The following is a 23329-nucleotide window of genomic DNA, read 5'->3' on the forward strand; positions in this document are numbered from 1 at the left end:
TGATGAACCGGTTCCTTGCCCGGCTCCCCGACCGGGAGCACCTCGGGCCGTGGCTGCGGCACGCCGCGGCCGAGCTGGTCGCGTTCGTGCGCCACGTGGGTCACCGGTTCCTCGAGGACGGCTGCCTGGACAGCGCCGGCACCCTTGCCTACACGACGCTGCTGTCCATCGTGCCGCTGTTTGCGGTGATCTTTTCCGTGATGACGGCGTTCCCGGTGTTCGAGGGCTTCAGCGCCAGCATCCAGGACTGGCTGTTCGCCAACCTGGTGCCCGCCTCCGGCGAAGTGGTCCAGGACTACATGCAGCAGTTCGCCAGCCGGGCCGCGGAGCTGACCGCCGCCGGCCTGATCGGGATCACCGTGGCCGCCATCCTCATGATGGGCGCCATCGACAAGGCCATGAACCGCATCTGGCGCGGCGGCAAGCGCCGCAGCGCCGTGCAGAGCTTCATGGTGTACTGGACGGTCATTACCGTGGGGCCGTTCCTCGTGGCTGCCTCCCTGGTGCTGTCGTCCTACCTGGTGGCCCTGGCCGAGTTCACCGACCTGGCGGATGTCGGCTCACTGCAGCAGGGCATGCTCGCGGTGACGCCGTTCGTGGGCGTGGTGCTCGCCTTCATGTTCCTGTACGCAGCGGTACCGAACCGCCGGGTCCCCCTCTGGCACGCCGTCGCCGGCGCCGTATTCGCCGCGGTGCTGTTCGAGGGGGCCAAGCGGGGCTTCGCCGCGTTCGTCACCACCGTTCCCACCTACGAGGCCATCTACGGTACCCTTGCCGCGCTGCCGATCTTTCTCATCTGGATCTACGTCTGCTGGGTCGTGGTGCTGCTGGGTGCGGAATTTACCAAGGCCCTGTCCGGCTACCGCCAGGCCCGTGCCGGCTCGCTCTCGGAGCCGCATCTGACGCTGGTCCTGGCGGTGCGCCTGATCGGCGATTTCTGGCGGGCGCAGCAGGAAGGGCGCGGACTGACGCGCCAGGAGATCATGGAGCGCGAGCCGGATGCCGGCGATGCCGCTATCGGCGAGGCCATCGATGCGCTGGAGCGCACACGGGTGATCCGGCGCATGGAAGAGGGCGGCTGGGTGCTTGCGCGCGATCCGTCCAGCTATACGCTGCTGGACCTGTACCGGGGGTATCCGTTCGTGCTTGCCGACGTGCCCTCGCGGCTGCGCCAGCGCGATCCCTGGAACCGCGCGCTGTCGCGCGTGCTGGGCGAGGCCGTCGCCGGGGCGGAGGGGGCCCTGGACCGGCCCGTGCGGGACCTGCTCGAGCCGCCGCCGGGCGAGGCGACCGTCCACCCGCGCACGGATCGCGCCGCCGGCGACTGACGGGCCGGGCTCCCGGCCAACATGACAGCCGATGGAGGTTTGCTGATGTCGCAGCGATGCATTCTGTGCTACGTCTCCGGCCACGTGCAGGGCGTGTTCTTTCGCGGCTCGGCCCAGGAGGAGGCCCTGCGGGTCGGTGTCCGGGGATATGCGGAGAACCTGCGTGACGGCCGCGTGCGCGTGCTCGCCTGCGGCTCCGAGGAGGCGCTCGAGGCCTTCCACGCCTGGCTGGAGAAGGGCCCGCGGGCGGCGCGGGTGGAGGCCGTGCATTGCGAGGACGTGGACGTGGAGCCGCCTTCGGGCTTCGACGTGCGCTGAAGCGAGGTTTACCCCCGGGGCGATCCATGGAAACATATTGCCCTGTTTTCGGGTGGGGCCCGTCGCACGGGCCCGGTACGGCGATGGAACAACACGCAGCAAGAGAGCACTTGATGAGACTGACGACATTGCTCCTCGGATTGACGCTCGGTGCGGTCGCTGCCGGCGGGACGGCCCAGGCCCAGGAGGGCGGTGATCCGGTGGTGGGCGAGCAGCTCGCGACCACCTGCATGGGGTGTCATGCCGTGGAAGGGGCGCGCAACGCCTACCCGTCTTACCGGGTGCCCAAGCTCGGCGGCCAGTACGCCGAGTACCTGGTGAGCGCGCTTCAGGCCTACAAGAACGGTGACCGCGAGCACCCCACCATGCAGGCCCAGGCCGCGGGCCTGAGCGAGCAGGAAATGCGTGACATCGCTGCGTTCTTCGCGCAGCAGCCGTGAGTCATCGCGGGGCCGGGTGGCGGCCCCAGGTTCGCAGTAACGGAATCCGGACGACATGATGAAACAGATCTTTGCCCTTGGCGTCGGCGTGGCCGGCCTGTTGCTCGCTACCAGTGCGCTGGCGGCCGACGGTGGTGACAATGGTGACCACGGCGGCGACCCCCGGGCCGGCCGGGAGATCGCCGAGAGTCAGTGCATGGCGTGCCACGCCGTTGACGGTTCACAGAGCAATCCGCAGTGGCCCCGGCTGGCCGGGCAGCACCGCGACTATCTCGTCGAGGCGCTGCGCCAGTACAAGGAGGGCGAGCGGGACAATTCCGTGATGCAGGGCCAGGTGAGCGGCCTGTCCATGCAGGAGCTGCGCAACGTGGCCGCCTATTATTCCCAGCTCGAGGGCGAGCTGTACACGCCGGAGCGTTAAGAAACCATTCCCGCGTGCTTCTGCGCGCCGCAGCGGTGCTCTGGCAAGGCGACGTTCTCCCGGTCAGCCGTCGGCCGCGACCCGGTTCCGGCCCGCACCCTTGGCCCGGTACAGGGCCCGGTCGGCTCGGCGGAACAGGGACTCCGGCGCCTCGCCGTTCCCGGCTTCCGCCACGCCGATGGAGACCGTCACGGTGAGCGCGCCGGCTTCGGTGTCCATGGGTGTCGTCGCCACGGCCTCGCGCAGATGTTCCGCTAGGGTGCACGCCTGGGCCAGGGGCGTTCCGGGAAGCACCAGCGTGAACTCCTCGCCGCCGTAACGTGCCAGGAAGTCGTTGGTCCGAACGGATTCCTGCAGCAGTGCGGCCAGCCGGGCAAGGAGGTCGTCGCCGGCGGAGTGGCCGTAGCGGTCGTTCACGGGCTTGAATGCGTCGACGTCGATGACCATGAGGCTCACGGGGGTTCCGGTTCGCGCGCCCCGCGTCATTTCATCGGCGAGGCGCTTCTCGTGGGCCTCGCGGTTGCCGATGCCCGTGAGATGGTCTTCGGCGGCCCGTTGTTGCTCGTGCGCCAGCGCGGAGCGCAGCCGCGCGGACTCTTCCTGGGCTTCCTGCAACCGGACCCGCAGCGCCTCGTTGCGTTCCCGGGTCTTGCGGCGGCGGACATCCCGTGTTTCCCGGTAGGTGGCGACCTCCCGTACCAACGTGTCGAGATCCGCGCTGATCAGCCGGTGGGCTTGCCGTGAGTCACGGGTATCGCGGAGAGCGGTCTGGATCGACTGCACGCGGGTCTGCACGGCACTGTCCAGGCGTGCTTCGTCGGCGTCGGCGTCTTCCTCGGACGCCTCGTCGGAGCGCAGCAGCGCGTGCAGGTCTCCCAGCCGTTGCGAGAGCTGCAGGAAAAACGCTTCAAGCTCAGCGGACTCGTCCCGATTGGCGGCAACCAGGACGTCGACCATCCGGTCGACCCGGGTCGCCAGCGCATCCGGTGTTTCGGCGCTTTCGAGCTCGTTGCGGGCGTCGCGCAGCTTCTGCTTGTAGGGGGCGGGCAGCGCGAGTGCATCGGCCATGGCCGTCAGCCGCTGGCGGATGGCCATGACGTGGCCGTTGGTCTCCTGTCTGTCCGGGTTCGTCCGGCCCAGCCGGCGGAGCCGGCGAAGCAGGGACCGGGGTGGCTCCGGTGCGCTCGTGCCGGCCGGTTCAGGCCCGGGCGGTACGGCGGCCGGCGGCTCCGGGGCGTCGTCCAGCGTTAGCAGCGCCGCGCCGAGCTCTTCGGCGGCACTGCCGATCCGGGCGGCGTCGGTATCATCGATCAGCGCCCGGCGCAGCTCTTCCAGGGCACGGTCCATGTCCGGCGTGCGGCCGCGGCCGGCCCGTATGAGGCGCAGTGCCGCGCGGCGCACGGCCTCGTGCAGCTGTTCCAGCTCGTCCGTCATGCGTTCCCCGGGGTGATCCGTGCGTACTGTCCGAGGCGTTCCATGCTCAGGGGGAGTCATCCCAGACCTTGAACTTGCGTTCCAGGGTCTTGCGCGAGACGCCCAGGCGCCGCGCGGCTTCCGACTTGTTGCCGCCGGTGGCCCGCATCACCTTGAGAATGTGCTGCTTCTCCACCTCGGCAAGCGGCATGTCCACCGGGAAGCCGAGCTCACTGCGCGTCTCCCCCAGCGAGATCGGCGTGTCGATCTGCTCGCTGTCCAGGCAGCGTGCCGGCGAGCGGTTGAGCAGCATGGCCCGCTCCATGAGGTTCTTGAGCTCGCGGACGTTGCCCGGCCAGGAATAGGCGGACAGGGTCTCCATGTCCTCGTCGCTGAGCTGCAGCGGCGGCAGGGACAGCTCCTCGGCCAGGTTGCGGACGAACAGCCGGGCCAGGTGCGGGATGTCGGAAGGACGCTCCCGCAGCGGCGGCAGGCGCAGCCCGAGGACGTTGAGACGGTAGTAGAGATCCTCCCGGAACCGGCCTGCGGCGACCTCGTCGGCCATGGTGCGATTGGTCGCGGTGACGATGCGCACGTCGATGGGCAGCTCCTTCTCGGAGCCCACCGGCCGGATGGTGCGCTCTTCCAGCACCCGCAGGAGCTTGGCCTGCATGCCCAGGGGCATCTCGCAGATCTCGTCGAGGAACAGCGTGCCGTGGTGGGCATGGATGAACAGCCCTTCCCGGGACTGGGTCGCGCCGGTGAACGCGCCCTTGATGTGGCCGAACAACTCGCTTTCCAGCAGCTCCGGGGCGATGGAGCCGCAGTTGACGGGCACGAACGGCCCGCGCCGGCCGCTGAACGTGTGCAGGCAGCGGGCCGCCACCTCCTTGCCGGTTCCGGACTCGCCTTCCAGGAGCACGGTCGTGCTGCGGCTGGAGACCCGGCGCAACAGGGCCAGGAGATCCCGCATGGCGTCGCTGTGGCCGACGATCCCCTCCAGTCCGCTGGACGGCATGTCCTCGCGCACGCCGGCCGGCTCCGGGCCGGGCTCCCGCAGGCATTCGTCGACGGCGACCTGCAGGTCCTCGGGGGAGAACGGGCGGGAGAGGAAATGGGTGCCGGCCAGCCCCGTCGCCTCCGGGGACGTCATGTCCTCGGGCTGCGCGGCGATGAGGACGATCGGGGTCGTTACGCCGCGGGAGCGCAGGGTCCGGGCCCAGTCCGTTCCGGACTGGTCGGGCATGCGCGTGCTGACGACGAGGGCGTCGAAGCGGTAGCGCACGCGCAGCGCCTCTGCCGTGGCGATGGTGTCGGCCGCCTCCACGAACATGCCGCGATCATCCAGCGCAAAGCGCATGAGATCCCGCATGCCGGGGTCTTCGTCGACGACCAGCACGGCATGCTGGCGGCCCTGGGCCGCCGACCCCTGGGGGTTGGCGCTGGACACCACCTGGTTGACCGATTCATTCACGCCCCGCATGTCCCCCTTGGATCCGGCTGTCTCCAGCGACGCCGTCGTCGCCCGCTGGCCACACGATCATTCTGACAATCGGTTGCAATACCGTCCATCTGCACTGCGGTCGCCGGCGTCCGCGACGCAATGCACCACGGGCCGGGCATGTGGTGCATTATGACCCGAAAGCGTTGCTGTTTCACGGACGCGGCGCCGTCATTGTTGTGCCGTAGCCCGGGAACGGGCTGCTATGATGTGCCTTTCCGGCAGCAACACGTGGCCCGGCAGATGGCGGAACCCGAACGGAATACTGTAACCGGCGTCGTGCTCGCCGGTGGTCGTGCCACGCGCATGGGGGGCATGGACAAGGGCCTGGTGGAGGTCGCCGGCCGGGCCATGGTGGACCATGTCCTGGAGCGCCTGCGGCCGCAGACCGCCGGACTGGTGATCAACGCCAACCGCAACGAGGCCGACTATCGCCAGCGGGGCTGGCCGGTGGTCGCCGACGCCTTCGGCGACTTCGCCGGCCCGCTGGCGGGCATGGCCGCCGGGCTTGCCGCCAGCACCACCGACTGGGTGGTGACCGTGCCCTGCGACTCCCCCATGGTGCCGCCGGATCTCGTCGCCCGGCTGGCCGCGGGCGTGCGCGACCGGAACGCGGATATCGGCGTGGCCCACGCCGACGGCAGAATGCAGCCCGTCTTCGCCCTACTCCCCGTGTGTCTGCTGGAGGACCTGCAGGCATTCCTCCGGGAAGGCGGGCGCAAGATCGACCGCTGGTACGCCCGCCACGGCCTGGCCGTGGTGGCGTTCGATGACCGGCCGGAGGCGTTCGTCAACGTGAACACCCCGGAGGATCGCAGTACCGTGGCCGCCCGGCTGGCTGGTGCGCACGACGATGGCGGCCGGGAGCCGGGGCATGACTGAGATGGCGGCACTCGATCCCGAGTCCCTGTCGGCGGCGGATCACGCGGCCTTCGCCGAGACGGTCGCGGATGCCTCGGCGCGCGAGCTCATGCGCCGTCTCAACCGGCACGCGGCGCGCCAGGATGCGCCGCTGGTGCTGTCGGGCGGCGATACCGCCGGCGTGCTGGCGGCATGGTCGCGGGGATATGCCGGCAAGCACCCGGAGGCGGGGCTGTTCGCCCATTTCGTCGGCTGCACCGCTGAGAGCCGGTCCACGGAACGGCTGCTCGAGCGCCTGCTGCTGTGGCTGCGGCGGCTCGCCGCGTTGCCGGATCCCCTTCCGGTGGCGCCGGAGGATCGGCGCGAGATCCTGCCCAACTGGCTGGGGCGGGCAGCCGCCCGCTACCGGCTCGTCGTGGTGCTGGACGCGGTGGATCGGCTCACCGACGCTGATCCCGAGCAGGCGGTGGCCTGGCTGCCGGATCATCTGCCGCCGGGGGTGCGGATCGTGGCCGGTGTCTCCGCAAGCTCCGCCGTTGCCGAGAATCTCCGCCTGCGGGGCTGGCAGGTGGAAGGCACGGAATCCGCCGGGTCGGCGGGCGCAGAGGACGCCGGAACCCCTGAATCGATTCCGCCCGCCGTGCTGCGCATGCTGTGGGCGAGCCGGCGGGGGCTGACCGCCGCGGAGCTCGAGGCGGCGGGACATGCAGCGCCTGCCGCGCAAGGGCCCGTCTACCAGGTGGACGGGCGGCTGCAGCTCGCCGGTGCCGGGGTGCGGGATGCCGTCCGCCGCTCGCTGCTGCCGGACGGCGTGGATCGCCAGGCCGCCCATCGCACGGTGGCCGAGATCGCCGAGACCGCCATGCCGCCCGAGCGCCGGCTCGACGAGCTGCCCTGGCAGCTGACCCGGGCCCGGGACTGGGAGCACCTGGCGCGCTTCCTGGCCGATCCCGACGTGCTGCTGGCGTTGCTGCACCAGCCGGACCGCCTGGACCTCACGCGCTGGTGGCATGCGTGGGGGAGCGATGCGGAGCTGGTGGCATGGTATGCGCAGCGGCTCCCCGGCTGGCGGGCCGCGCTCGCCGGCGAGAGCCTGGCGGAGCTGCTGCTCCTTCTCTGCGCCGCGTTCCGGGACCAGATCCCCGGGGGCGACCTGACCCCGTTCATGGAGGAGCTGGCGTTCCACGAGGAATCCCTGCCGGCCGGGCAGCGCGCGCGGGCGCTCGCGCTGCGGGGCAGCTGGCTCGCCGAGCAGGAACGGCCCGAGGCCGAAGGCTTGTTGCAGGATGCCCTGGAGCGGCGCCTGGAACGGCTCGGCGCCGACCATCCGGAAACCCGCACCAGCCGGCACCAGCTGGCCACGTGGCACGAGGCCCGGGGCAACGGCCAGGCGGCGGTGGAGCTCTACCGCGCCGCGCTCCGGGCCCGGGAGCAGTCGCTGGGCGAGGGGGATCCGGGGCTGATCCCGTATCTCACCAACCTGGGTGCCGTGCTCAAGGCCATGGACGATCCGGCCGCGGCCAAGCCGCATTTCCGCCGGGCGCTGACCATCGCCGAGAAGCACTACGGCAATCGGCATCCGACCACGGCGGCGTGCCTGGACAACCTCGCGGGGGTGGTGTACGCCGAGCACGATTTCGACCAGGCGGAGACGCTGTATCAGCGGGCCCTGGGCATCGCCGAGACGGTTTTCGGTCCGGCGCACGCGGCCACCGCGGCGGCGGCCCACAACCTCGGTGCGGTGATGGACGCCCGCGAGGAGTACCGGACCGCCGAGATGCTGTTCCAGCGGGCGCTGGATATCCGCGAGGAGCTCTTCGGCGCCGAGCATGTGGATACCGCCTCGAGCCTGCACAACCTGGCCGGGGTCAAGGACGCCATGGGCCGCTACGACGAGGCCGAGCCGCTGTACCGCAAGGCGATTGCCAACTGGGAGACCCTGGTGGGGCGGGATCACCCGGCCACCGCCACCAGCGTGAACAACCTGGCCGATCTGCTCCGGGAGACCGGCCAGCACGGCGAGGCCGAGCAGCTCTACCGGCGCAACCTGGAGACCTGGCGCGGCCTGATGGGCGAGGAGCATCCGCACACGCTGATGACGCTGTGCGAGCTGGCGGCCCTGTATGCGGAACAGAAGCGTTTCGACGACGCCGAGCCCATGCTGCGGGACGCCGTGGAGCGCACGGCGCGGATCCTGGGTCGGGACAACATGGACCACATCAACGCTGTCACCCGGCTCGCCGGGTTGCTGCGGGATACCGGCCGCCGCGACGAGGCCCGCGAGCTTCTCCGCCGCACCATTACCTCCGTGGAAGGCACGCTGGGCATGATCTCGCCACGGCTGCAGAAGCTGCGCCGGCACCTGGACGCCCTGGACGTGGACCCGGACCGCCTGCACTGACGGGCCCGTCGCCGGGTTGCAGGGCGTTACGAACGGTGGATGACGCCGACGACCAGCCCCGGCGCCCGGTTGCTGGTGAGCACTACCCGGTCGTAGCGCTCGCCGTCGGCGAGGATGTGCCGTGCGGTCTCCTCCGCGGCCTCCCGGGCCGTGGGACCGTCCACCATGTTGAGCACCGGGACGGCGGTCGCCGTACCGCAGCCGCGGGCGAGGCCTTCGGGGTGTGTGTACAGCCGCGCCAGGGTGGCCGGGGTCAGCAGCTGCCCCTCATCCATCCCGGTGAGCGCCAGCACCCGGTCGAGCCGGTGCGCAATGCGCTCGTCCAGCGGGCGGGCCAGCGCATGGACCGAGCTGACCAGCAGCACCACGTCGGCGCAGGCCGGGACCACCGGCTCGTCCTCCCGGGGCGCCTTGATCAGCCGCATGCGGGCGCCGTCGGCCTTGACCACGGTGATGCCGAAGCCGCCGCGCCGATGGATGTCGGCCAGGGTGTCCGCGGACACGCCGGCCAGGCGCCCGGCCTTGTCCGACGGCCGGGCGTACAGCACGGGCGTGCGCTCCGTGTCCGGAACACGCCGGCGCAGGCCGGCCTCGTCGTCGACGATCAGGGTGGCCTTGAGGCGGCGGGGCGGCTGGTACGTGAACACGGTGGTGGTCATGGCCGCCCGGCCCGGATGGTTCTCCAGCAGGTGATACAGCAGCGTCTTCTTGCCGCCGGCGCCCACGGCGCAGATGACGCCGTGCCCGGCGCCGACGGCCTCGGCCAGCCCCGGCCCGGTCATGGGGCCTCCCCCGCGGGGACCACCGCGGCGGTGACGGAGAGGATGCGCGGCAGGAAACCGGCCAGCAGCCGCCAGCTCGCCCCCCGGTCGCGGCTGGCGAACAGGTGGCCGCCGGAGGTCCCGAAGTACGCTCCGCACGCGGGCAGATCGTCCACGGCCATCGCCTCCCGCAGTACCGACACGTAGGCATGCTCCTGGGGCAGGCCCTGGGTCAGCGGCTGCCAGGTCGCACCCGCATCCGCGGTGCGGTAGACCCGCAGGCGCCCGTCCACGGCGGTGCGCAGGTGGCTGCTGTCGATGGGGATGACGTAGAGCACGTCCGGGTCCCCGGCCTCGGTGACCGCCACGTAGCCGAAGTCGCTGGGCAGCCCGCGGCTGATCTCCACCCACGACTCGCCGGCGTCGTCGCTGCGGTAGACGCCGTTGTAGCACTGGCGGTACAGGCGGCGCGAGTCGCGGGGGTGAGCGACCAGCCGGTGGATATTGTGACCCGCGCGGGGGGCGGCCTGGGGCAGGTGCTCCGCGCGCACGCCGGCATTGATGGGCTCCCAGTTGGCGCCGGCGTCGTCGCTGCGGTAGGCGCCGCCGGCGGAGACGGCCGTGAACAGGCGCTGCGGCCGGTCGCCGGCCACCTGGGTGGAATGGACGAAGAATCCGCCCTTGGCCGGCTCCCACAGGGAGCGGGTGGCGTGGTGGTTGAGCCCGTCCACGCCGGTCCAGCTCGCACCCGCGTCGGTGCTGACGAACAGCCCGGCCGGGTCGATGCCGGCGAACAGCGTGTCGGGCTGGGACGCTGCCCCCGGGGCGAGGTGCCAGATGCCCCGCAGGGCCGTGTCGTGCTCGCCCACCGGGTGCTGCGGCGGGTTCGGCAGCGACTGCCAGGTGCTGCCGGAATCGGTGCTGCGGTAGACGTGCGCGCCCCAGACCACGTGATTGGCGGCGGCGAAGCCGGTGGCCGGCCGTCGCGGGTCCAGCCAGGCGTGGGTGATCTCGTAGCCGGCGATCAACGGCCCGTCCATGCGCCAGTGCTCGCGGGCGGGGTCGCTCACCAGGCGGAACAGACCCTTCTGGGTGCCCACGAGGAGGACCACGGCGGTTTCGGCGTCATCGACTGTCACGGGCTGTTGCATCGGGCTCCTCGATCGCTGCAGGTATTGCACCAGAAAATGCGGGCGGCGGCGACGGCGGCTGATGCTACCATGGGTCGCATGGCTGAGATGCGGCTTCCATCGCCGCTCCGCCGGGCCCTGGCGCAGCATGCGCGCGATGCCTGGCCCGAGGAGGCGTGCGGCCTGCTTGTCGGTGTCGGCGGCGCGCCCCGGGAGGTCGTGCGGCTGGCCAATGTTGCCGGCGACCCGTTGCGCCGCTACGCTCTGGATCCGCTGGAGTACATGCGCGTCGAGCATGCCGCCGAGCGCCGCGGCCTCGGCGTCGCGGGCGTGTGGCACAGCCATCCGGACGGCGGCGCCGAGCCCTCGGAGACCGACCGCCGGGCCGCCTGGCCGGGCTGGCTGTATGTCATTGTCGGCCTGCAGGGCGAGGGCCAGCACTGCATTCGCGGCTGGCGCCTGGTGGCGAACGAATTCGTGGAAGAGGAGCTGCATGCAGAGCAATCGTGAGCGCGCGCCCCGGGTCACGGTCCGCATTCCGCCGCCGCTGCGCCCGCATGCCGGCGATCAGCCGTCGCTGTCGGTAACGGGGGCGACCGTGGGCGAGGTGCTCGCCTGCCTCGCCCGTGACTACCCGGACCTGGGGCAGCGCCTGCTCACCCCCGAAGGCCGGGTCCGCCCCTACGTGAACGTCTTTGTGGGCGAGCAGTCCATGACGGCGCGGGGAGGCCCGGAGAGCGCCGTGGCGGACGGCGACGTCATCGCGATCATCCCCGCCGTGGCCGGCGGCTGAGCCGCGCCGGGGGGCGGCTCAGGGGCATACGCCCTCGAACGGTTGCACCTCGACGTAGTCGCCGGCGGTAACGTTGCCGGCGTCGTGGGGCAGCACGATGAAGCAGTTGGCCAGGCTCACGGAGTGGAGCATGCCGGAGCCCTGGCCGCCGGTGGTGGTCACCGCCAGCTCCCCGTGCTCGTCCCGCCGCAGGATGCCCCGCTGGAACTCGGTGCGCCCCGGCCGCTTGCGCAGGTCCGCGGCGGCGCGCACGCGGAACGTGGTCGGGGGCTGCGGGTTCTCGCCCATGAGCCGCCGCAGGGCGGGCTGCACGAACTGGTACCAGGTAGCGACCACCGACACCGGGTTGCCCGGCAGGCCGAAGAAACGTGCCTGGCCGATGGTGCCGAAGGCCAGGGGACGTCCCGGGCGCATGGCGAGCTTCCAGAAACCGACCTGGCCGAGCCGCGCCAGCTGCTCCTTGACGAAATCCGCCTCGCCCACCGACACCCCGCCGGAGGTGATGATGGCATCGGCGAAGGAAGCGGCATCGGTGAACGCCGTCTCCAGGGCGGCCGGGTCGTCGCCGACGACGCCCATGTCCGTCGCCTCGACGCCGAGGCGCTGCAGCATGGCGAACAGCGTGTAGCGGTTGCTGTCGTAGATCTGGCCGGGTTCCAGGGAGGAGCCCGCCGTGCGCAGCTCGTCGCCGGTGGAGAAGAAGGCCACCCGCAGCCGGCGGTACACGGGGACCTCCACCAGGCCGAGACTGCCGAGCATGCCCAGCTCCGCCGGCCCGACACGGGTCCCGGGGGCAAAGACCCGGGAGCCGCGCGCAAGGTCCTCGCCGGCCGCCCGCACGTGCTGGCCGGGTGCCTCGCCGGCGCGGACCTCCACGCGATCACCGTCGGCGCGGACGTTCTCCTGCATGACCACGGTGTCGGCGCCCGGCGGGATGGGCGCTCCCGTCATGATGCGCACGCACTCGCCGGGGCCGAGCTCCGCCCCGGGCGGGGCGCCGGCCAGGACCGTGCGCACGCAGCGGAAATCCCTCGCATCCTCCGCGGGCAGATCCTGGCCGCGGAGGGCATAGCCGTCCATGGCCGCGTTGTCGTGGCCGGGCACGTCCACCGTCGAGTGCACGGCGCCGGCCAGGATCCGGCCCAGGGCCTGGCGCACCGCGACCTGCTCGACGCCCCGGACCGGCTGCAGCTCGGTGCGGATGCGTTCCCAGGCCGCTGCCACCGGCAGGGACTGCGGGTCGTGGTCGTCCCGGCAGGACGGATCGTTTTGAACTGCGTTGTCGCTTTCGGTCATGATGGCTCGGCTTACCGCGGACGTGACTGCAACGAGGAAGACAGACGATGGATCATGATGCCCTGAACACCCAGATTCGCAAATGCCTGAAGCAGTTCGGCGTGACCTCCCAGCAGGAGATCGAGCGGGCGCTGGAGGCGGCGCTGGCGAAGGGGAGCCTCCAGGGCGACGAGACCCTGGGCGTGCGCATGACGCTGGAGGTCGACGGACTGGAGCTGCAGCATACGATCACCGGTGAGCTCCGCCTGGACGGCGAGGACTAGGGTTACAGGACACTAGGCGGCCCAGATCAGCTTCCCGCAGTCGCGGAAGTCGTAGCCGCCCAGGTGCGCCGCCCGGTCCTGGCAGGCCGGGCCCAGCAGCGCATCCAGCAGGTGCCGGAACAGCACCCGGAAGTACACGCCGCGGCTGAGCACCAGGTCCACGGCCTCCCAGCCCAGGGGGATGAAACCCAGGCCGTGGGTCGCGGCGGCCGCGCGGCTGCCGGGCGCCGCGTCGGCGTCGCCGGTGGCGACCCGCTCGGCGGCTTCCGCCTCCGAGAGCGCGATATAGACGCTGCGGCTGCGCAGCTCCGCTACCTCGATACCCTCGTCGGCAATGGCGTCGCGGAGGAAACGATCACTCCCGGAGCCGTCCTGGCGCATCACCCAGCGCCAGGGCGTTCGCAGGGCAGCGGCGGCGTCGCGCTCCTTGCCGGCCTGTACCAGCACCCCTTGTTCGCGGGCGAACGCCCGCACCAGGACCCATTCCCGGTGCTGCGGGTGATGGCGGAGCAGCGCCGCATGGCGGTGGTGGCTCTCGTCCAGCGGGCCCCAGTGAATGCCGCACACGTCGGCCCGCCTGCGGGCCAGCTGCCACAGGCCCGGACGCGTGCCGGTGCCGGTATAGCACACCAGCGCCCGATCCCCGGAGGCCGCGGTGACCTGCTCGGCGGCCAGCCGCATCAGCGGGTCGCTGCTGCCCACCACGGCGATGCGGTCGGTGAAGACACCGCCGTGGCTGGACTCGATCAGCCACTGATCGATGAGCTCCCGGGGGAAGAGCCATTTCCCCGTCGCCTTGGTGGCCGGCAGGCGGCCTTCGCTGGCCAGGGTATAGACCTTCTTCTCGTTGAGGCGCAGGTAACGCGCGGTTTCACGGACATTCATGAAACGGGGGACATCCGGGGAGTCGGCGCGCTGTGCCGCGGAGCTGCGGGCATGGCCTTGCGGGCTCGGGTGCATTGGGCCGCTCCATGGGATTGCGCCCGACGCCTGCCGGGCGCGATTGATTCGCACCGTGCTGCCGCCGTCGGGCGATGGCACGGGCTCCCTGGCTGATGGAATTCAAGAAGCGTGCCTCACAGCCCCGGACCGCACGTCGCTGGGCTCGCTTCGCCCTGTATCCCGGTGCTCACCCACGCGGGCCGGGCAGTGTTCCTGCATATACGTAATAATGACCCATAAGCGGACCCCTTATTGGTGCATTCTGTCGCATATCAGCGTCTCCGGTGCCTTGTCAGTCTGCTTTACCCCGGCCTTGTCCGTCAGGATCAGCCGCCCCGGGGGCTCGACAAGGAAGCGTTGAACAGCTCGCGCGCCCCGCGGGGCCGGGCCCTGGACCAATGTTCAGCGTTTCCTTGACGCGAACGTCAATGTGGCACCCGGTTTGCATTCTTCCATTGATACAGCGAGGAGACCCGCACGAAATGACGGATACCCCGGAGCAACCGCGTACACCCAGCTACCAGGGCGCGCGGACGGTGCCCGCCGGCGTGATGGTGGCGTCCGAGTGGCGGGGCGGCCAGTGGCATTCCCGGGTGGACGGTGTCCTGTCCGGGGCCCGGTTCGCCGGCGAGCAGCGTGAGCGGCAGCTCATGCGCGACGGCGACACCCTCAAGCTCTATCTGTGGACGGGCTTCAAGCTGCACCTGCGCAAGCGCTACGTCGACGACTACGCGCTGAACGTGCGCAACGACCCGCCGTCGGTGTACGTGGTCCACCGGGTTCCGGCGCCGGGCGAGCTGGAGCCGTTCCTGGTGACCGTGAGCATGGATGAGGCGCAGAAGCTGGATGCCCCGGAGCTGCGGGACCCGGAAGAGCATGTCACCGGCGTGCCCATGCCGCCGGAGGTCTACCGCTGGGTCGAGGAGTTCGTCCTGGATCATTACGAGCCGCGCAAGCCCAAGGGCAAGCGCCGGCAGGAGAGTTGAGGGTGGCGGAGTACAACACCGGCGACGGCGAGTACGACGACGGCGCGGTGGGCTTCCTGCACCGCTGGTCCCGGCGCAAGCGCGGTGAGTTGCCCGAGGAGCCGGAGGGCGAGCCGGCCGCGGATGCGGACGCCGCGGCGTCCGGCGCGGGGACGCAGGAGTCCGATGATGACGGCGACAGCCGCATCGACCCGCGCACCGGCAAGCGCTTCGACGAGCTCACCGACGCGGACATGCCTCCGGTCGAGGCCCTGGACGAGAACGCCGATGTCAGCGCGTTCTTCGCGCGGGGCGTGAGCCAGTCCCTGCGGCTGGCGGCACTGCGCACGCTGTGGCACTCGTCGAAGTTCAACCAGGTCGACCTCATGGCCGAGTACTCGGGAAATTTCACCGGCTATCAGAAGCTCGGCAACATTGTCCCCCACGACATGCACCGGGCGGTGAAGCGGGAAATGGATCGCGCCCGGCAGCGCCAGGAGGAGCTGCAGGCCAGCGCGCGCGAGGATGCCGAGGCCCGGGAGGCCGGTGTCGAGCGCGACGGGGCGGATCGGGCGGCGGCGGACGACCCGGGCGACACGACGCAGGTGGTGCAGAATGACTCACCTGCAGTGCAACATTCTGGATCATATGGTCCCGGTGCCGCCGGGGAGCGCGAATCGGCAGGCGTGGATTCGGGCGAGGGCGGCGGTGATGCCGCCTCGTCGGATCCGGGGAAGGGGCGCCCGACAAGAGGCGCGTAACGGTGTTCCCCGGGCGGATGGAGCCGGTTCACCGCCTGCAGCAACGACCGGGATCAACCGATGTGCCGAGCTGGCACAAAGCATGCTCGGAAATTCTGCACAACGATGACTGAAGCGCCTGGAGGAAGATGACGACCGGGTTATCAACAGTGCATACGCTGCCCTTGCGTGACGGCGGCGCCAGCGGCGCCGCCCGGCGCGTGGCCCTGGAGGCGGTGAGCAACCACGAGGCGGAAGCGACGTCGCTGGTCGGCTATCGCTCGGCGGGGTACGTGCTCATCATCGGCTCGGCGGTGGACGGACTGGAGTGTGCCGACCGCCTGCGCGGCCAGCTCCATTGCACCGTGCTCGCCGATGCGCCGGCGCCCGGCGCGCTATCGGACGAGGCGCGCGCGGCCGAGCGGGATGAGGCCCACGTGACCCTGGTCCACGGCGAGCCCGGCGAGCTGCGCGGCCACCTCGGGCGCTTCAGCGCGCGGCTGCACACGCCCAACGGCGAGGACCTGGAGCTCGCCGCGCTGACCACCAGCGATCATCCCTACTTCGACCTGGTCCTGGATCTGCGTCGCGAGCCGGGGCTCAACATGGACCTGCCGCCGTTCGGCTACTACGCGCCCCGGGGCGACCCGGACGCGCTGGAGCGCGCCCTGGTGGAGCTGCCGGAGATGACCGGCGAGTTCGAGAAGCCGCGGTTCTTCAACTACAGCCCGGACATCTGCGCCCACGGTGACAGCGGGCTGAAGGGGTGTACCCGCTGCATCGATGCCTGTCCCACGGATGCCATCCGCTCCATCGGCGACCTGGTGGAAGTCGATCCCTATCTCTGCCAGGGCGGAGGCACCTGTGCGACAGCCTGTCCCACCGGCGCCATCATCTATGCCTACCCCGGGCCGAAGGACACTCTCGCGGCCGTTCGCCTGATGCTCGGCCGCTATCGCGACGCCGGCGGCGAGCGCCCCGTGGTGCTGTTCCACGACAGCAGTCACGGCCTGGATCAGCTCCGCGCCGGCGCGGCGGAGCTGCCGGAGAACGTGCTGCCGTTCGCCGTCGAGGAGATCGGCTCCGTGGGCATGGATACCTGGCTGGCGACCCTGGCCTACGGGGCCAGCCGGGTGGAGCTTCTGGATCACCAGCAGGTGCCGCCCACGGTGCGCGGCGAGATGGAGGCCCAGCTGACCTTCGCCCGGTCGCTTCTCGAAGGGCTCGGCCACGATACCGGCCGGCTGCAGATGCGCTACGAGACGCTGCCCGACGATGCCGTGGGCGACGTGCCGGACGCGCTGCCCGCGGCGAGCTTCGAGACGTTCAACGAGAAGCGCGGCACGCTGCGCCTGGCCCTGGACCACCTGTGGACGGTCAGCGGCGGCGCGCAGGCGGTGTTCGATCTGCCCCGGGGCGCGCCGTTCGGCGACGTGGTCGTGGACAGCGACGCCTGCACCCTGTGCATGGCGTGCCCGCAGGTTTGCCCGACCCGGGCGCTCACCGACGCCGGCGACAAGCCGCAGCTGAATTTCACCGAGGAGCTGTGCGTGCAGTGCGGGCTGTGCCAGACGGCCTGCCCGGAGGATGCCATCACGCTGCAGCCGCGTTTCGTGGCGGACTGGGAGACACGCCGGCAGACGCGCGTGCTCAACGAGGAGGAGCCGTTCTGCTGCGTGAGCTGCGGCAAGCCCTTCGGCACGCCGAGCACCATCGAGCGCATGCTCAGCCGGCTGGAAGGACACCACATGTTCGAGACCGAGGAGCAGCGGCGCCGCCTGAAGATGTGCGGCGACTGCCGCGTGAAGGACATGTTCGAGAAGGAAATGAACGATGCCTGATCGGGGCAACGGATAGGGGAAGGCATGGCCGATTCGTCCAACAACGCTGATCTCAGCCACGAGGACGCGCTGCGGGTGGGCACCTACAGCGTGCTCGGCTCGTTGATGGCCCAGCCGCCCGGGCGCGAGCTCCTGGAGCGTCTAGCCGCCGCCGGGGGCGACGACAGCAGCGACGGCATCGGGCGCGCCTGGTCGGAACTGGCGCTGGCGGCGCAGCGCGCCCGGCCCGAGGACGTCCGCCAGGAGCACAACGACCTGTTCATCGGCGTCGCCCAGGGCGAGATCACGCCCTACGCATCGTGGTATCTCACCGGCTCGCTGATGGAGCGGCCGCTGATCGAGCTGCGCCGCTCTCTCAAGGAGCTGGGCGTGGAGCGCCACAGCGGCGTCAAGGAGCCCGAGGACCACGCCGGTGCGCTGCTGGAGACCATGGCGCTGCTGATCAACGCCGGCGACGTGTCGTTCGAGCGCGAGAAGGCGTTCTACCAGGCGCACCTGGAGCCATGGCTGAAGAACTGTTTCACGGACCTGCAGGAGGCCAGGTCCGCTGTGCTCTACAGGCCCGTGGGGCGGCTGGGAGCCGAGTTCATGGACCTGGAATCAAAATACTACCGGATGCCGGTATGAACCGTATCCGTACCAGGCACTGCGTGCCAGGGCAGCGTGAGATGAGGAGCAGACCATGAGTGACGACAACGGCGAATTCCGGGCCGATGCCTCGCGGCGGCGTTTCCTGCGGGGCGTGGCGATGACGGGTGGCGCTGCGGTGTTCGCAGCCGGCGCAGGCGGATCCTGGGCCGCGCAGGAGGTGGCGGCCGATACGCCGCAGGACCTGGAGGACAAGAAGGGCTACCGCGAGACCGACCACATCCGGGCCTATTACAGGCGCGCGGATCTCTGAGCGGCGCCGCGACGGATGCAACAGGATCTGGAGTGAGGAGAAATCACCATGAAACTGGTTAAGAAGCACGGCACCGGCGGCGCGGCGCCCGCAGGCGGGCTGCTCGGCAAGGCCATCAACCGGCGTACCTTCCTCAAGGGAACCGGGCTGGCGGCCGGCGGCGTGGCGGTCTCCGGCATGCTGCCCACGTCCATGGTCAAGAAGGCCCACGCGGCGCGGTCCTATAACCCGCAGGCCGAGGTCACCGAGGTCAAGACCGTGTGCTCCCACTGCTCGGTGGGCTGCGGCGTCATCGCCGAGGTACAGGACGGCGTCTGGGTGGGGCAGGAGCCCAACTTCGACAGCCCGCTGAACCTGGGTGCGCATTGCGCCAAGGGCGCATCGTTGCGCAACCACGGGCACAGCACGCGCCGGACCAAGTACCCCATGCGCCTGCGCGGCGGCCGCTGGGAGCGGATCTCCTGGGAGCAGGCCATCGACGAGATCGGTGACAAGCTGCTGCAGATCCGCGAGGAGTCCGGGCCGGACGCGTTCTGGTTCGCGGGCTCGTCCAAGGCCAGCAACGAGGGGTCCTATCTCCAGCGCAAGTTCGCCGCCTTCTGGGGGTCCAACAACACCGACCACCAGGCCCGCATCTGCCACTCCACCACGGTGGCGGGCGTTGCGAACACCTGGGGCTACGGCGCCATGACGAACTCGTACAACGACGAGAACTTCTCCAAGTGCATCACCTTCTGCGGCTCCAATGCCGCCGAGGCCCACCCGGTGTCCATGCAGCAGACGCTGCGGGCGAAGGAGAAGGGCGCCAAGGTCATCGTCATGGATCCGCGCTACACGCGTACGGCGGCACACGCGGACATCTACGTCCGTCACCGTTCCGGTACCGACGTGGCGTTGATCTGGGGCATTCTCTGGCACGTCTTCGAGAACGAGTGGGAGGACAGGGAGTACATCCGCCAGCGCGTCTGGGGCATGGACCGCGTCCGCGAGGAAGTGGCCAGGTGGACCCCGGACGAGGTGGAGCGGGTGACCGGCGTCTCCGAGGAGGCCGTCCGCGAGGTCGCCCAGACCATGGCCGAGAACCGGCCCGGGACCTTCGTGTGGTGCATGGGCGGAACCCAGCACACCATCGGCAACAACTTCACCCGTGCCTACAACTGCCTGCAGCTGGCGCTGGGCAACATCGGCGTCTCGGGCGGCGGGGCCAACATCTATCGCGGCCACGACAACGTCCAGGGCGCTACGGATGTCGGCCCCAACGCGCACATCCTGCCGGGCTACTTCCCGCTCAGCGAGGGCGGCTGGCGGCACTGGGCCCGTGTCTGGGACGTGGACTACGAGTACCTGGTCGGCCGCTTCGACGACGGCGAGTACGACGACGGCCAGGGCGGCACCGTCAAGCCCATGAACAACGTGGGCATCCCGGTGTCCCGCTGGATCGACGGTGTCCTGGAGGATCCGGAGAACATCTCCCAGAAGGACAACATCCGCGCCGTCATGATGTGGGGCCACGCGCCCAACTCCCAGACCCGCGGCCCCGAGATGAAGGAGGCCATGGAGAAGGTGGAGCTCCTGGTGGTCGCCGACCCGTATCCGACGGTGACGGCGGTGCTCGGCGAGCGGCAGGACAACACCTACCTGCTGCCGGCGTGCACGCAGTTCGAGACGCGCGGATCGGTGACGGCGTCGAACCGGGCCATCCAGTGGCGTGACCAGGTGATCGAGCCGCTGTTCGAGGGCAAGCCCGACCACACCATCGCCTACCTGCTGGCCCGCAAGCTCGGTTTCGCCGACGAGATGTTCAAGAACATCGCCATCGACTACGGCGAGGAGCCCAACGTCGAGGACGTCCTGCGGGAGATCAACCGCGGTACCTGGACCATCGGCTATACCGGCCAGAGCCCGGAGCGGCTCAAGACGCACATGCGCAACCAGCACACCTTCGACGTGGAGACGCTCCAGGCCCGGGGCGGCGAGGTGGACGGCGAGTACTACGGCCTGCCGTGGCCGTGCTGGGGCACCCCCGAGATGAAGCACGTGGGCACCCCCAACCTCTACGACACCAGCAAGCACGTCGCCGAGGGCGGGCTGACCTTCCGCGCCCGGTTCGGCACCGAGTACGAGGGCGAGAACCTGCTGGCCGAGGGCTCCTACTCCAAGGGTTCGGAGATCGAGGACGGCTATCCCGAGATCACGGCCGACATGATCCGCCAGCTCGGCTGGTGGGACGATCTCACCGAGGAGGAAAAGGCCGAGGCCGAGGGCCGCAACTGGAAGACGGACCTCTCCGGCGGCCTGCAGCGGGTGGCGATCAAGCACGGCCTGGCGCCGTTCGGCAATGCCAAGGCGCGCTGCATGGTCTGGAACTTCCCGGATGGCGTCCCCGTGCACCGGGAGCCGCTGTACACGCCGCGCTACGACCTGGTCAGCGACTACCCGACCTACGAGGACCGGCGGGCGTTCTACCGGCTGCCCACGCGGTACCAGTCCATCCAGGCCCAGGATTACTCCGGCGACTTCCCGCTGATCCATACCAGCGGACGCCTGGTGGAGTACGAAGGCGGCGGCGAGGAGACCCGCTCCAACCCGTGGTTGGCCGAGCTCCAGCAGGACATGTTCGTCGAGATCAACCCGGCGGATGCCAACAACGCCGGCGTCCAGGACGGCCAGATGGCCTGGCTGGAAGGGCCGGAAGGCGGGCGCATCCGGGTCAAGGTCCTGGTCACCGAGCGTGTCGGCCGCGGCACGGTGTTCACGCCGTTCCACTTCGGCGGCCACTTCCAGGGGCAGGACCTCATCGACCGGTATCCCGAGGGCTCGGCACCCTACATCCGCGGTGATTCCACCAATACCGCGACGACGTACGGGTACGACTCGGTGACCCAGATGCAGGAGACCAAGACCACGCTTTGCCGCGTGACGCCGGCCTGAGACCGAATCGAGAGGAGAATGCCGTCATGGCACGAATGAAATTTCTCTGTGACGCCGAACGCTGCATCGAGTGCCAGGCCTGTGTCACGGCCTGCAAGAACGAGCACGAGGTGCCGTGGGGCGTGAACCGCCGCCGGGTCATCGTCATGAACGACGGCCAGCCCGGCGAGAGGGCCGTTTCCGTGGCCTGCATGCACTGCACGGATGCACCCTGTGCCGCGGTCTGTCCGGTGGACTGCTTCTACACCACCGCCGACGGCATCGTGCTGCACGACAAGGACCTGTGCATCGGCTGCGGGTACTGCTTCTATGCCTGTCCCTTCGGGGCACCGCAGTATCCGGAGCAGACCGCCTTCGGGGTGCGCGGCAAGATGGACAAGTGCACCTTCTGCGCGGGCGGCCCGGAGCCGGCCCATTCCCAGGAGGAGCTCACCAAGTACGGCACCAACCGCGTGGAGGAAGGCAAGCTGCCCCTGTGCGCGGAGATGTGCGCCACCAAGGCCCTGATTGCGGGCGACGGAGATGTCATCTCCGATATCTACCGCAAGCGGGTCATGCAGCGGGGCGGCCGGCCGCAGACCTGGGGCTGGCAGTCCGCCTACGGCGAGGGCGTGTGACGGGGTTCGGCCGGGGCCTCACGCGGGGCTCCGGCTGCTCGGCTCTCTGGAGAACAACAACAGGAAGGCTGAAGAGGAGCATTCCATGATGCCGAAAAGAACGACCCTGTGCGCCGTTGCCGTCGTGACCCTGATGCTGTTGGCCGGTTGCTCCGACGTCACCATGTACGAGCCCGGGGTCTACAAGGGCTCCGGCGACGACACCGCGTCGGAGGAGGCGGCCGAGGCGCGCGCGGATGATCTCAGAGAACGGGCGCGGACGGCCCATACCGACCGCTAGGTGCGGAGGAGAACGCTATGAGCAAGCACCAAGAGGCGACAACGGCGAAACGCCGGTGGCGTTCCATGCTGTGGACCGTTCTGGCCGTTTTCTTCCTGGCCGCGGCCCTGCCTTCCGCAAGCTACCTGTTTGCGCAGACATCCTCCGGTGAGCTGCCCCAGCGGCAGTTCTCGGAGGAGAGTGAGACCAACCCGCGCTCCGACATGTGGCGATCGGCGCGTCGCGGCGAGGGCGGCTTTACCAACCAGTCGGGGCCGTATGTCACCAACGAGCTGATCAACAACTCCGGGGAGAACTATCGCCAGATCCGCATGGGCCCCCTGACGACGGTGGGGGGCTGGTTCCTGGTGGTGGTGTTCCTGGCCATTACGGCGTTCTACCTGCTGATGGGCCAGAAGAAGATCGACGGCGGCCGCAGCGGGCAGACGGTGGTGCGCTGGCAGACGTACGAGCGTTTTCTCCACTGGCTCGTGGCCCTGGGCTTCGTCATTCTCGCCGTCACGGGGCTGAGCCTGCTGTTCGGGCGCACCGTGCTGATTCCGGTGTTCGGCCATGTCGGCTTCTCGGCCTGGGCGGAGGTGGCCTACAGTACGCACAACCTCGTGGGGCCGGTGTTCGCTGTCGCCCTGGTGGTGATGATCCTGCTGTTCATTCGCCATAACGTCCCCAACAAGACCGACCTGCAATGGTTCAAGCAGGGGGGCGGGATCATCGGCAACAAGCACCCGTCCGCCGGCAAGATGAACGGCGGCGAGAAGGTCTGGTTCTGGGTCGGCGTGTTCGCCCTGGGCCTGACAGCGGCGGTCACCGGCTTTATCGCGCTGTTCCCGAACTGGGGCTTCCAGACCCGGGAGATCATGTCCCTGGTCCTGATCCTTCATGCCACCGCGGGGATCCTGTGGATCGGCCTTTTCCTGGGGCACGCCTATATCGGTACCCTGGGAACCGAAGGGGCCCTGGAGGGTATGACCCGCGGCCGTGTGGACGTGGCCTGGGCCAAGCAGCATCATGACCTGTGGTATCAGGACGTCCTGGCTTCCGGCGAAAAGCCGGTCTCCGAGGAGGAGCTCAAGGCGCGCAAGCACCAGACGGGTCCATCGGGGAGTGCTGCCGGTCAGCAGGGCTCCTGAGACGCTGGTCTGCTGTCGGACGGATAGCGGCAGCCGTCCCCGGTGGGGGGCGGCTG

The 23329-nt window shown here is 69.8% G+C and carries 24 protein-coding genes; 18 read left to right on the forward strand and 6 right to left on the reverse strand.

Annotated features, from left to right (window positions below):
- Positions 1-2: 2 nt before the first annotated feature.
- From QWY84_RS16580 to QWY84_RS16595, 4 genes are all read left to right on the forward strand, one after another.
- Positions 3-1328 (forward strand): virulence factor BrkB family protein, encoded by a 1326-nt coding sequence (locus tag QWY84_RS16580; RefSeq protein ID WP_290204011.1) that lies wholly within the window; start codon positions 3-5, stop codon positions 1326-1328.
- 45 nt (positions 1329-1373) lie between these two features.
- Positions 1374-1646 carry an acylphosphatase gene (locus QWY84_RS16585; protein ID WP_290204012.1) on the forward strand — a complete coding sequence of 91 codons (273 nt, stop codon included), beginning with the start codon at positions 1374-1376 and terminating at the stop codon, positions 1644-1646.
- Between the two features lie 113 nt (positions 1647-1759).
- Positions 1760-2086 carry a c-type cytochrome gene (locus tag QWY84_RS16590; protein ID WP_290204013.1) on the forward strand — a complete coding sequence of 109 codons (327 nt, stop codon included), beginning with the start codon at positions 1760-1762 and terminating at the stop codon, positions 2084-2086.
- 55 nt (positions 2087-2141) lie between these two features.
- Positions 2142-2507, forward strand: a complete 366-nt coding sequence (locus QWY84_RS16595; RefSeq protein WP_290204014.1) for a c-type cytochrome — start codon at positions 2142-2144, stop codon at positions 2505-2507.
- Positions 2508-2570: 63 nt separating this feature from the next.
- Here the strand turns inward: QWY84_RS16595 and QWY84_RS16600 are convergent, their stop codons facing one another.
- Positions 2571-3941 (reverse strand): GGDEF domain-containing protein, encoded by a 1371-nt coding sequence (locus tag QWY84_RS16600; RefSeq protein WP_290204015.1) that lies wholly within the window; start codon positions 3939-3941, stop codon positions 2571-2573.
- A 46-nt stretch (positions 3942-3987) separates the two neighbouring features.
- On the reverse strand, positions 3988-5394 hold the full coding sequence (locus QWY84_RS16605) for a sigma-54-dependent transcriptional regulator (protein ID WP_290204016.1): 1407 nt from the start codon (positions 5392-5394) through the stop codon (positions 3988-3990).
- A 270-nt stretch (positions 5395-5664) separates the two neighbouring features.
- Between QWY84_RS16605 and mobA the strand changes: the two genes are divergently transcribed.
- Together mobA and QWY84_RS16615 are read left to right on the forward strand one after the other, a co-directional pair.
- A complete protein-coding gene (gene mobA / locus QWY84_RS16610) occupies positions 5665-6303 on the forward strand; it encodes a molybdenum cofactor guanylyltransferase MobA (protein WP_290204017.1) in 639 nt (212 codons plus the stop codon).
- On the forward strand, positions 6296-8683 hold the full coding sequence (locus QWY84_RS16615) for a tetratricopeptide repeat protein (RefSeq protein WP_290204018.1): 2388 nt from the start codon (positions 6296-6298) through the stop codon (positions 8681-8683). Before mobA ends, QWY84_RS16615 begins: the two co-directional genes overlap by 8 nt.
- Before the next feature lie 26 nt (positions 8684-8709).
- Here the strand turns inward: QWY84_RS16615 and yqeC are convergent, their stop codons facing one another.
- Positions 8710-9465: a selenium cofactor biosynthesis protein YqeC gene (yqeC, locus tag QWY84_RS16620; protein WP_290204019.1), complete on the reverse strand. Its 756-nt coding sequence runs from the start codon at positions 9463-9465 to the stop codon at positions 8710-8712.
- Entirely contained in the window at positions 9462-10595 is a 1134-nt protein-coding gene (locus QWY84_RS16625; protein ID WP_290204020.1) for a WD40/YVTN/BNR-like repeat-containing protein, read from the reverse strand. The genes yqeC and QWY84_RS16625 overlap by 4 nt, the downstream gene beginning before the upstream one ends.
- Positions 10596-10664: 69 nt before the next feature.
- Between QWY84_RS16625 and QWY84_RS16630 the strand changes: the two genes are divergently transcribed.
- Together QWY84_RS16630 and QWY84_RS16635 are read left to right on the forward strand one after the other, a co-directional pair.
- Positions 10665-11084 (forward strand): M67 family metallopeptidase, encoded by a 420-nt coding sequence (locus QWY84_RS16630; RefSeq protein WP_290204021.1) that lies wholly within the window; start codon positions 10665-10667, stop codon positions 11082-11084.
- Complete coding sequence (locus QWY84_RS16635; protein WP_290204022.1) at positions 11068-11367, forward strand: MoaD/ThiS family protein; 300 nt, start codon at positions 11068-11070, stop codon at positions 11365-11367. The genes QWY84_RS16630 and QWY84_RS16635 overlap by 17 nt, the downstream gene beginning before the upstream one ends.
- 18 nt (positions 11368-11385) lie before the next feature.
- Here QWY84_RS16635 and moeA read toward each other — a convergent pair whose 3' ends face one another.
- Positions 11386-12663, reverse strand: coding sequence for a molybdopterin molybdotransferase MoeA (moeA, locus tag QWY84_RS16640; protein WP_290204023.1), 1278 nt, complete (start codon positions 12661-12663; stop codon positions 11386-11388).
- 47 nt (positions 12664-12710) lie between these two features.
- Here moeA and QWY84_RS16645 point away from each other — a divergent pair, with 47 nt between their 5' ends.
- Positions 12711-12926, forward strand: coding sequence for a DUF6494 family protein (locus QWY84_RS16645; RefSeq protein WP_290204024.1), 216 nt, complete (start codon positions 12711-12713; stop codon positions 12924-12926).
- A gap of 12 nt (positions 12927-12938) precedes the next feature.
- On the opposite strand, the gene QWY84_RS16650 is transcribed toward QWY84_RS16645, so the two are convergent.
- The gene (locus QWY84_RS16650; RefSeq protein WP_290204025.1) at positions 12939-13811 is read right to left on the reverse strand and encodes a substrate-binding domain-containing protein; all 873 of its coding nucleotides are present in this window, start codon (positions 13809-13811) and stop codon (positions 12939-12941) included.
- Positions 13812-14350: 539 nt separating this feature from the next.
- On the opposite strand from QWY84_RS16650, the gene QWY84_RS16655 reads away from it, so the two are divergent.
- From QWY84_RS16655 to QWY84_RS16695, 9 genes are all read left to right on the forward strand, one after another.
- Positions 14351-14854: a DUF3305 domain-containing protein gene (locus QWY84_RS16655; protein WP_290204026.1), complete on the forward strand. Its 504-nt coding sequence runs from the start codon at positions 14351-14353 to the stop codon at positions 14852-14854.
- A gap of 2 nt (positions 14855-14856) precedes the next feature.
- Entirely contained in the window at positions 14857-15594 is a 738-nt protein-coding gene (locus QWY84_RS16660) for a DUF3306 domain-containing protein (protein WP_290204027.1), read from the forward strand.
- A 128-nt stretch (positions 15595-15722) separates the two neighbouring features.
- On the forward strand, positions 15723-17414 hold the full coding sequence (locus QWY84_RS16665) for a 4Fe-4S binding protein (RefSeq protein ID WP_290204028.1): 1692 nt from the start codon (positions 15723-15725) through the stop codon (positions 17412-17414).
- 24 nt (positions 17415-17438) lie between these two features.
- On the forward strand, positions 17439-18041 hold the full coding sequence (locus QWY84_RS16670; RefSeq protein ID WP_290204029.1) for a TorD/DmsD family molecular chaperone: 603 nt from the start codon (positions 17439-17441) through the stop codon (positions 18039-18041).
- A 55-nt stretch (positions 18042-18096) separates the two neighbouring features.
- Positions 18097-18315 carry a twin-arginine translocation signal domain-containing protein gene (locus tag QWY84_RS16675; protein ID WP_290204030.1) on the forward strand — a complete coding sequence of 73 codons (219 nt, stop codon included), beginning with the start codon at positions 18097-18099 and terminating at the stop codon, positions 18313-18315.
- Positions 18316-18363: 48 nt separating this feature from the next.
- A complete protein-coding gene (locus QWY84_RS16680) occupies positions 18364-21246 on the forward strand; it encodes a molybdopterin-dependent oxidoreductase (RefSeq protein WP_290204031.1) in 2883 nt (960 codons plus the stop codon).
- 26 nt (positions 21247-21272) lie between these two features.
- On the forward strand, positions 21273-21863 hold the full coding sequence (gene fdh3B, locus QWY84_RS16685; RefSeq protein ID WP_290204032.1) for a formate dehydrogenase FDH3 subunit beta: 591 nt from the start codon (positions 21273-21275) through the stop codon (positions 21861-21863).
- Positions 21864-21948: 85 nt separating this feature from the next.
- Positions 21949-22143, forward strand: coding sequence for a hypothetical protein (locus QWY84_RS16690; RefSeq protein WP_290204033.1), 195 nt, complete (start codon positions 21949-21951; stop codon positions 22141-22143).
- Positions 22144-22160: 17 nt separating this feature from the next.
- A complete protein-coding gene (locus QWY84_RS16695; protein ID WP_290204034.1) occupies positions 22161-23273 on the forward strand; it encodes a formate dehydrogenase subunit gamma in 1113 nt (370 codons plus the stop codon).
- Positions 23274-23329 lie beyond the last annotated feature (56 nt).

The organism is Aquisalimonas lutea (assembly GCF_030409225.1).
Classification (GTDB): domain Bacteria; phylum Pseudomonadota; class Gammaproteobacteria; order Nitrococcales; family Aquisalimonadaceae; genus Aquisalimonas; species Aquisalimonas lutea.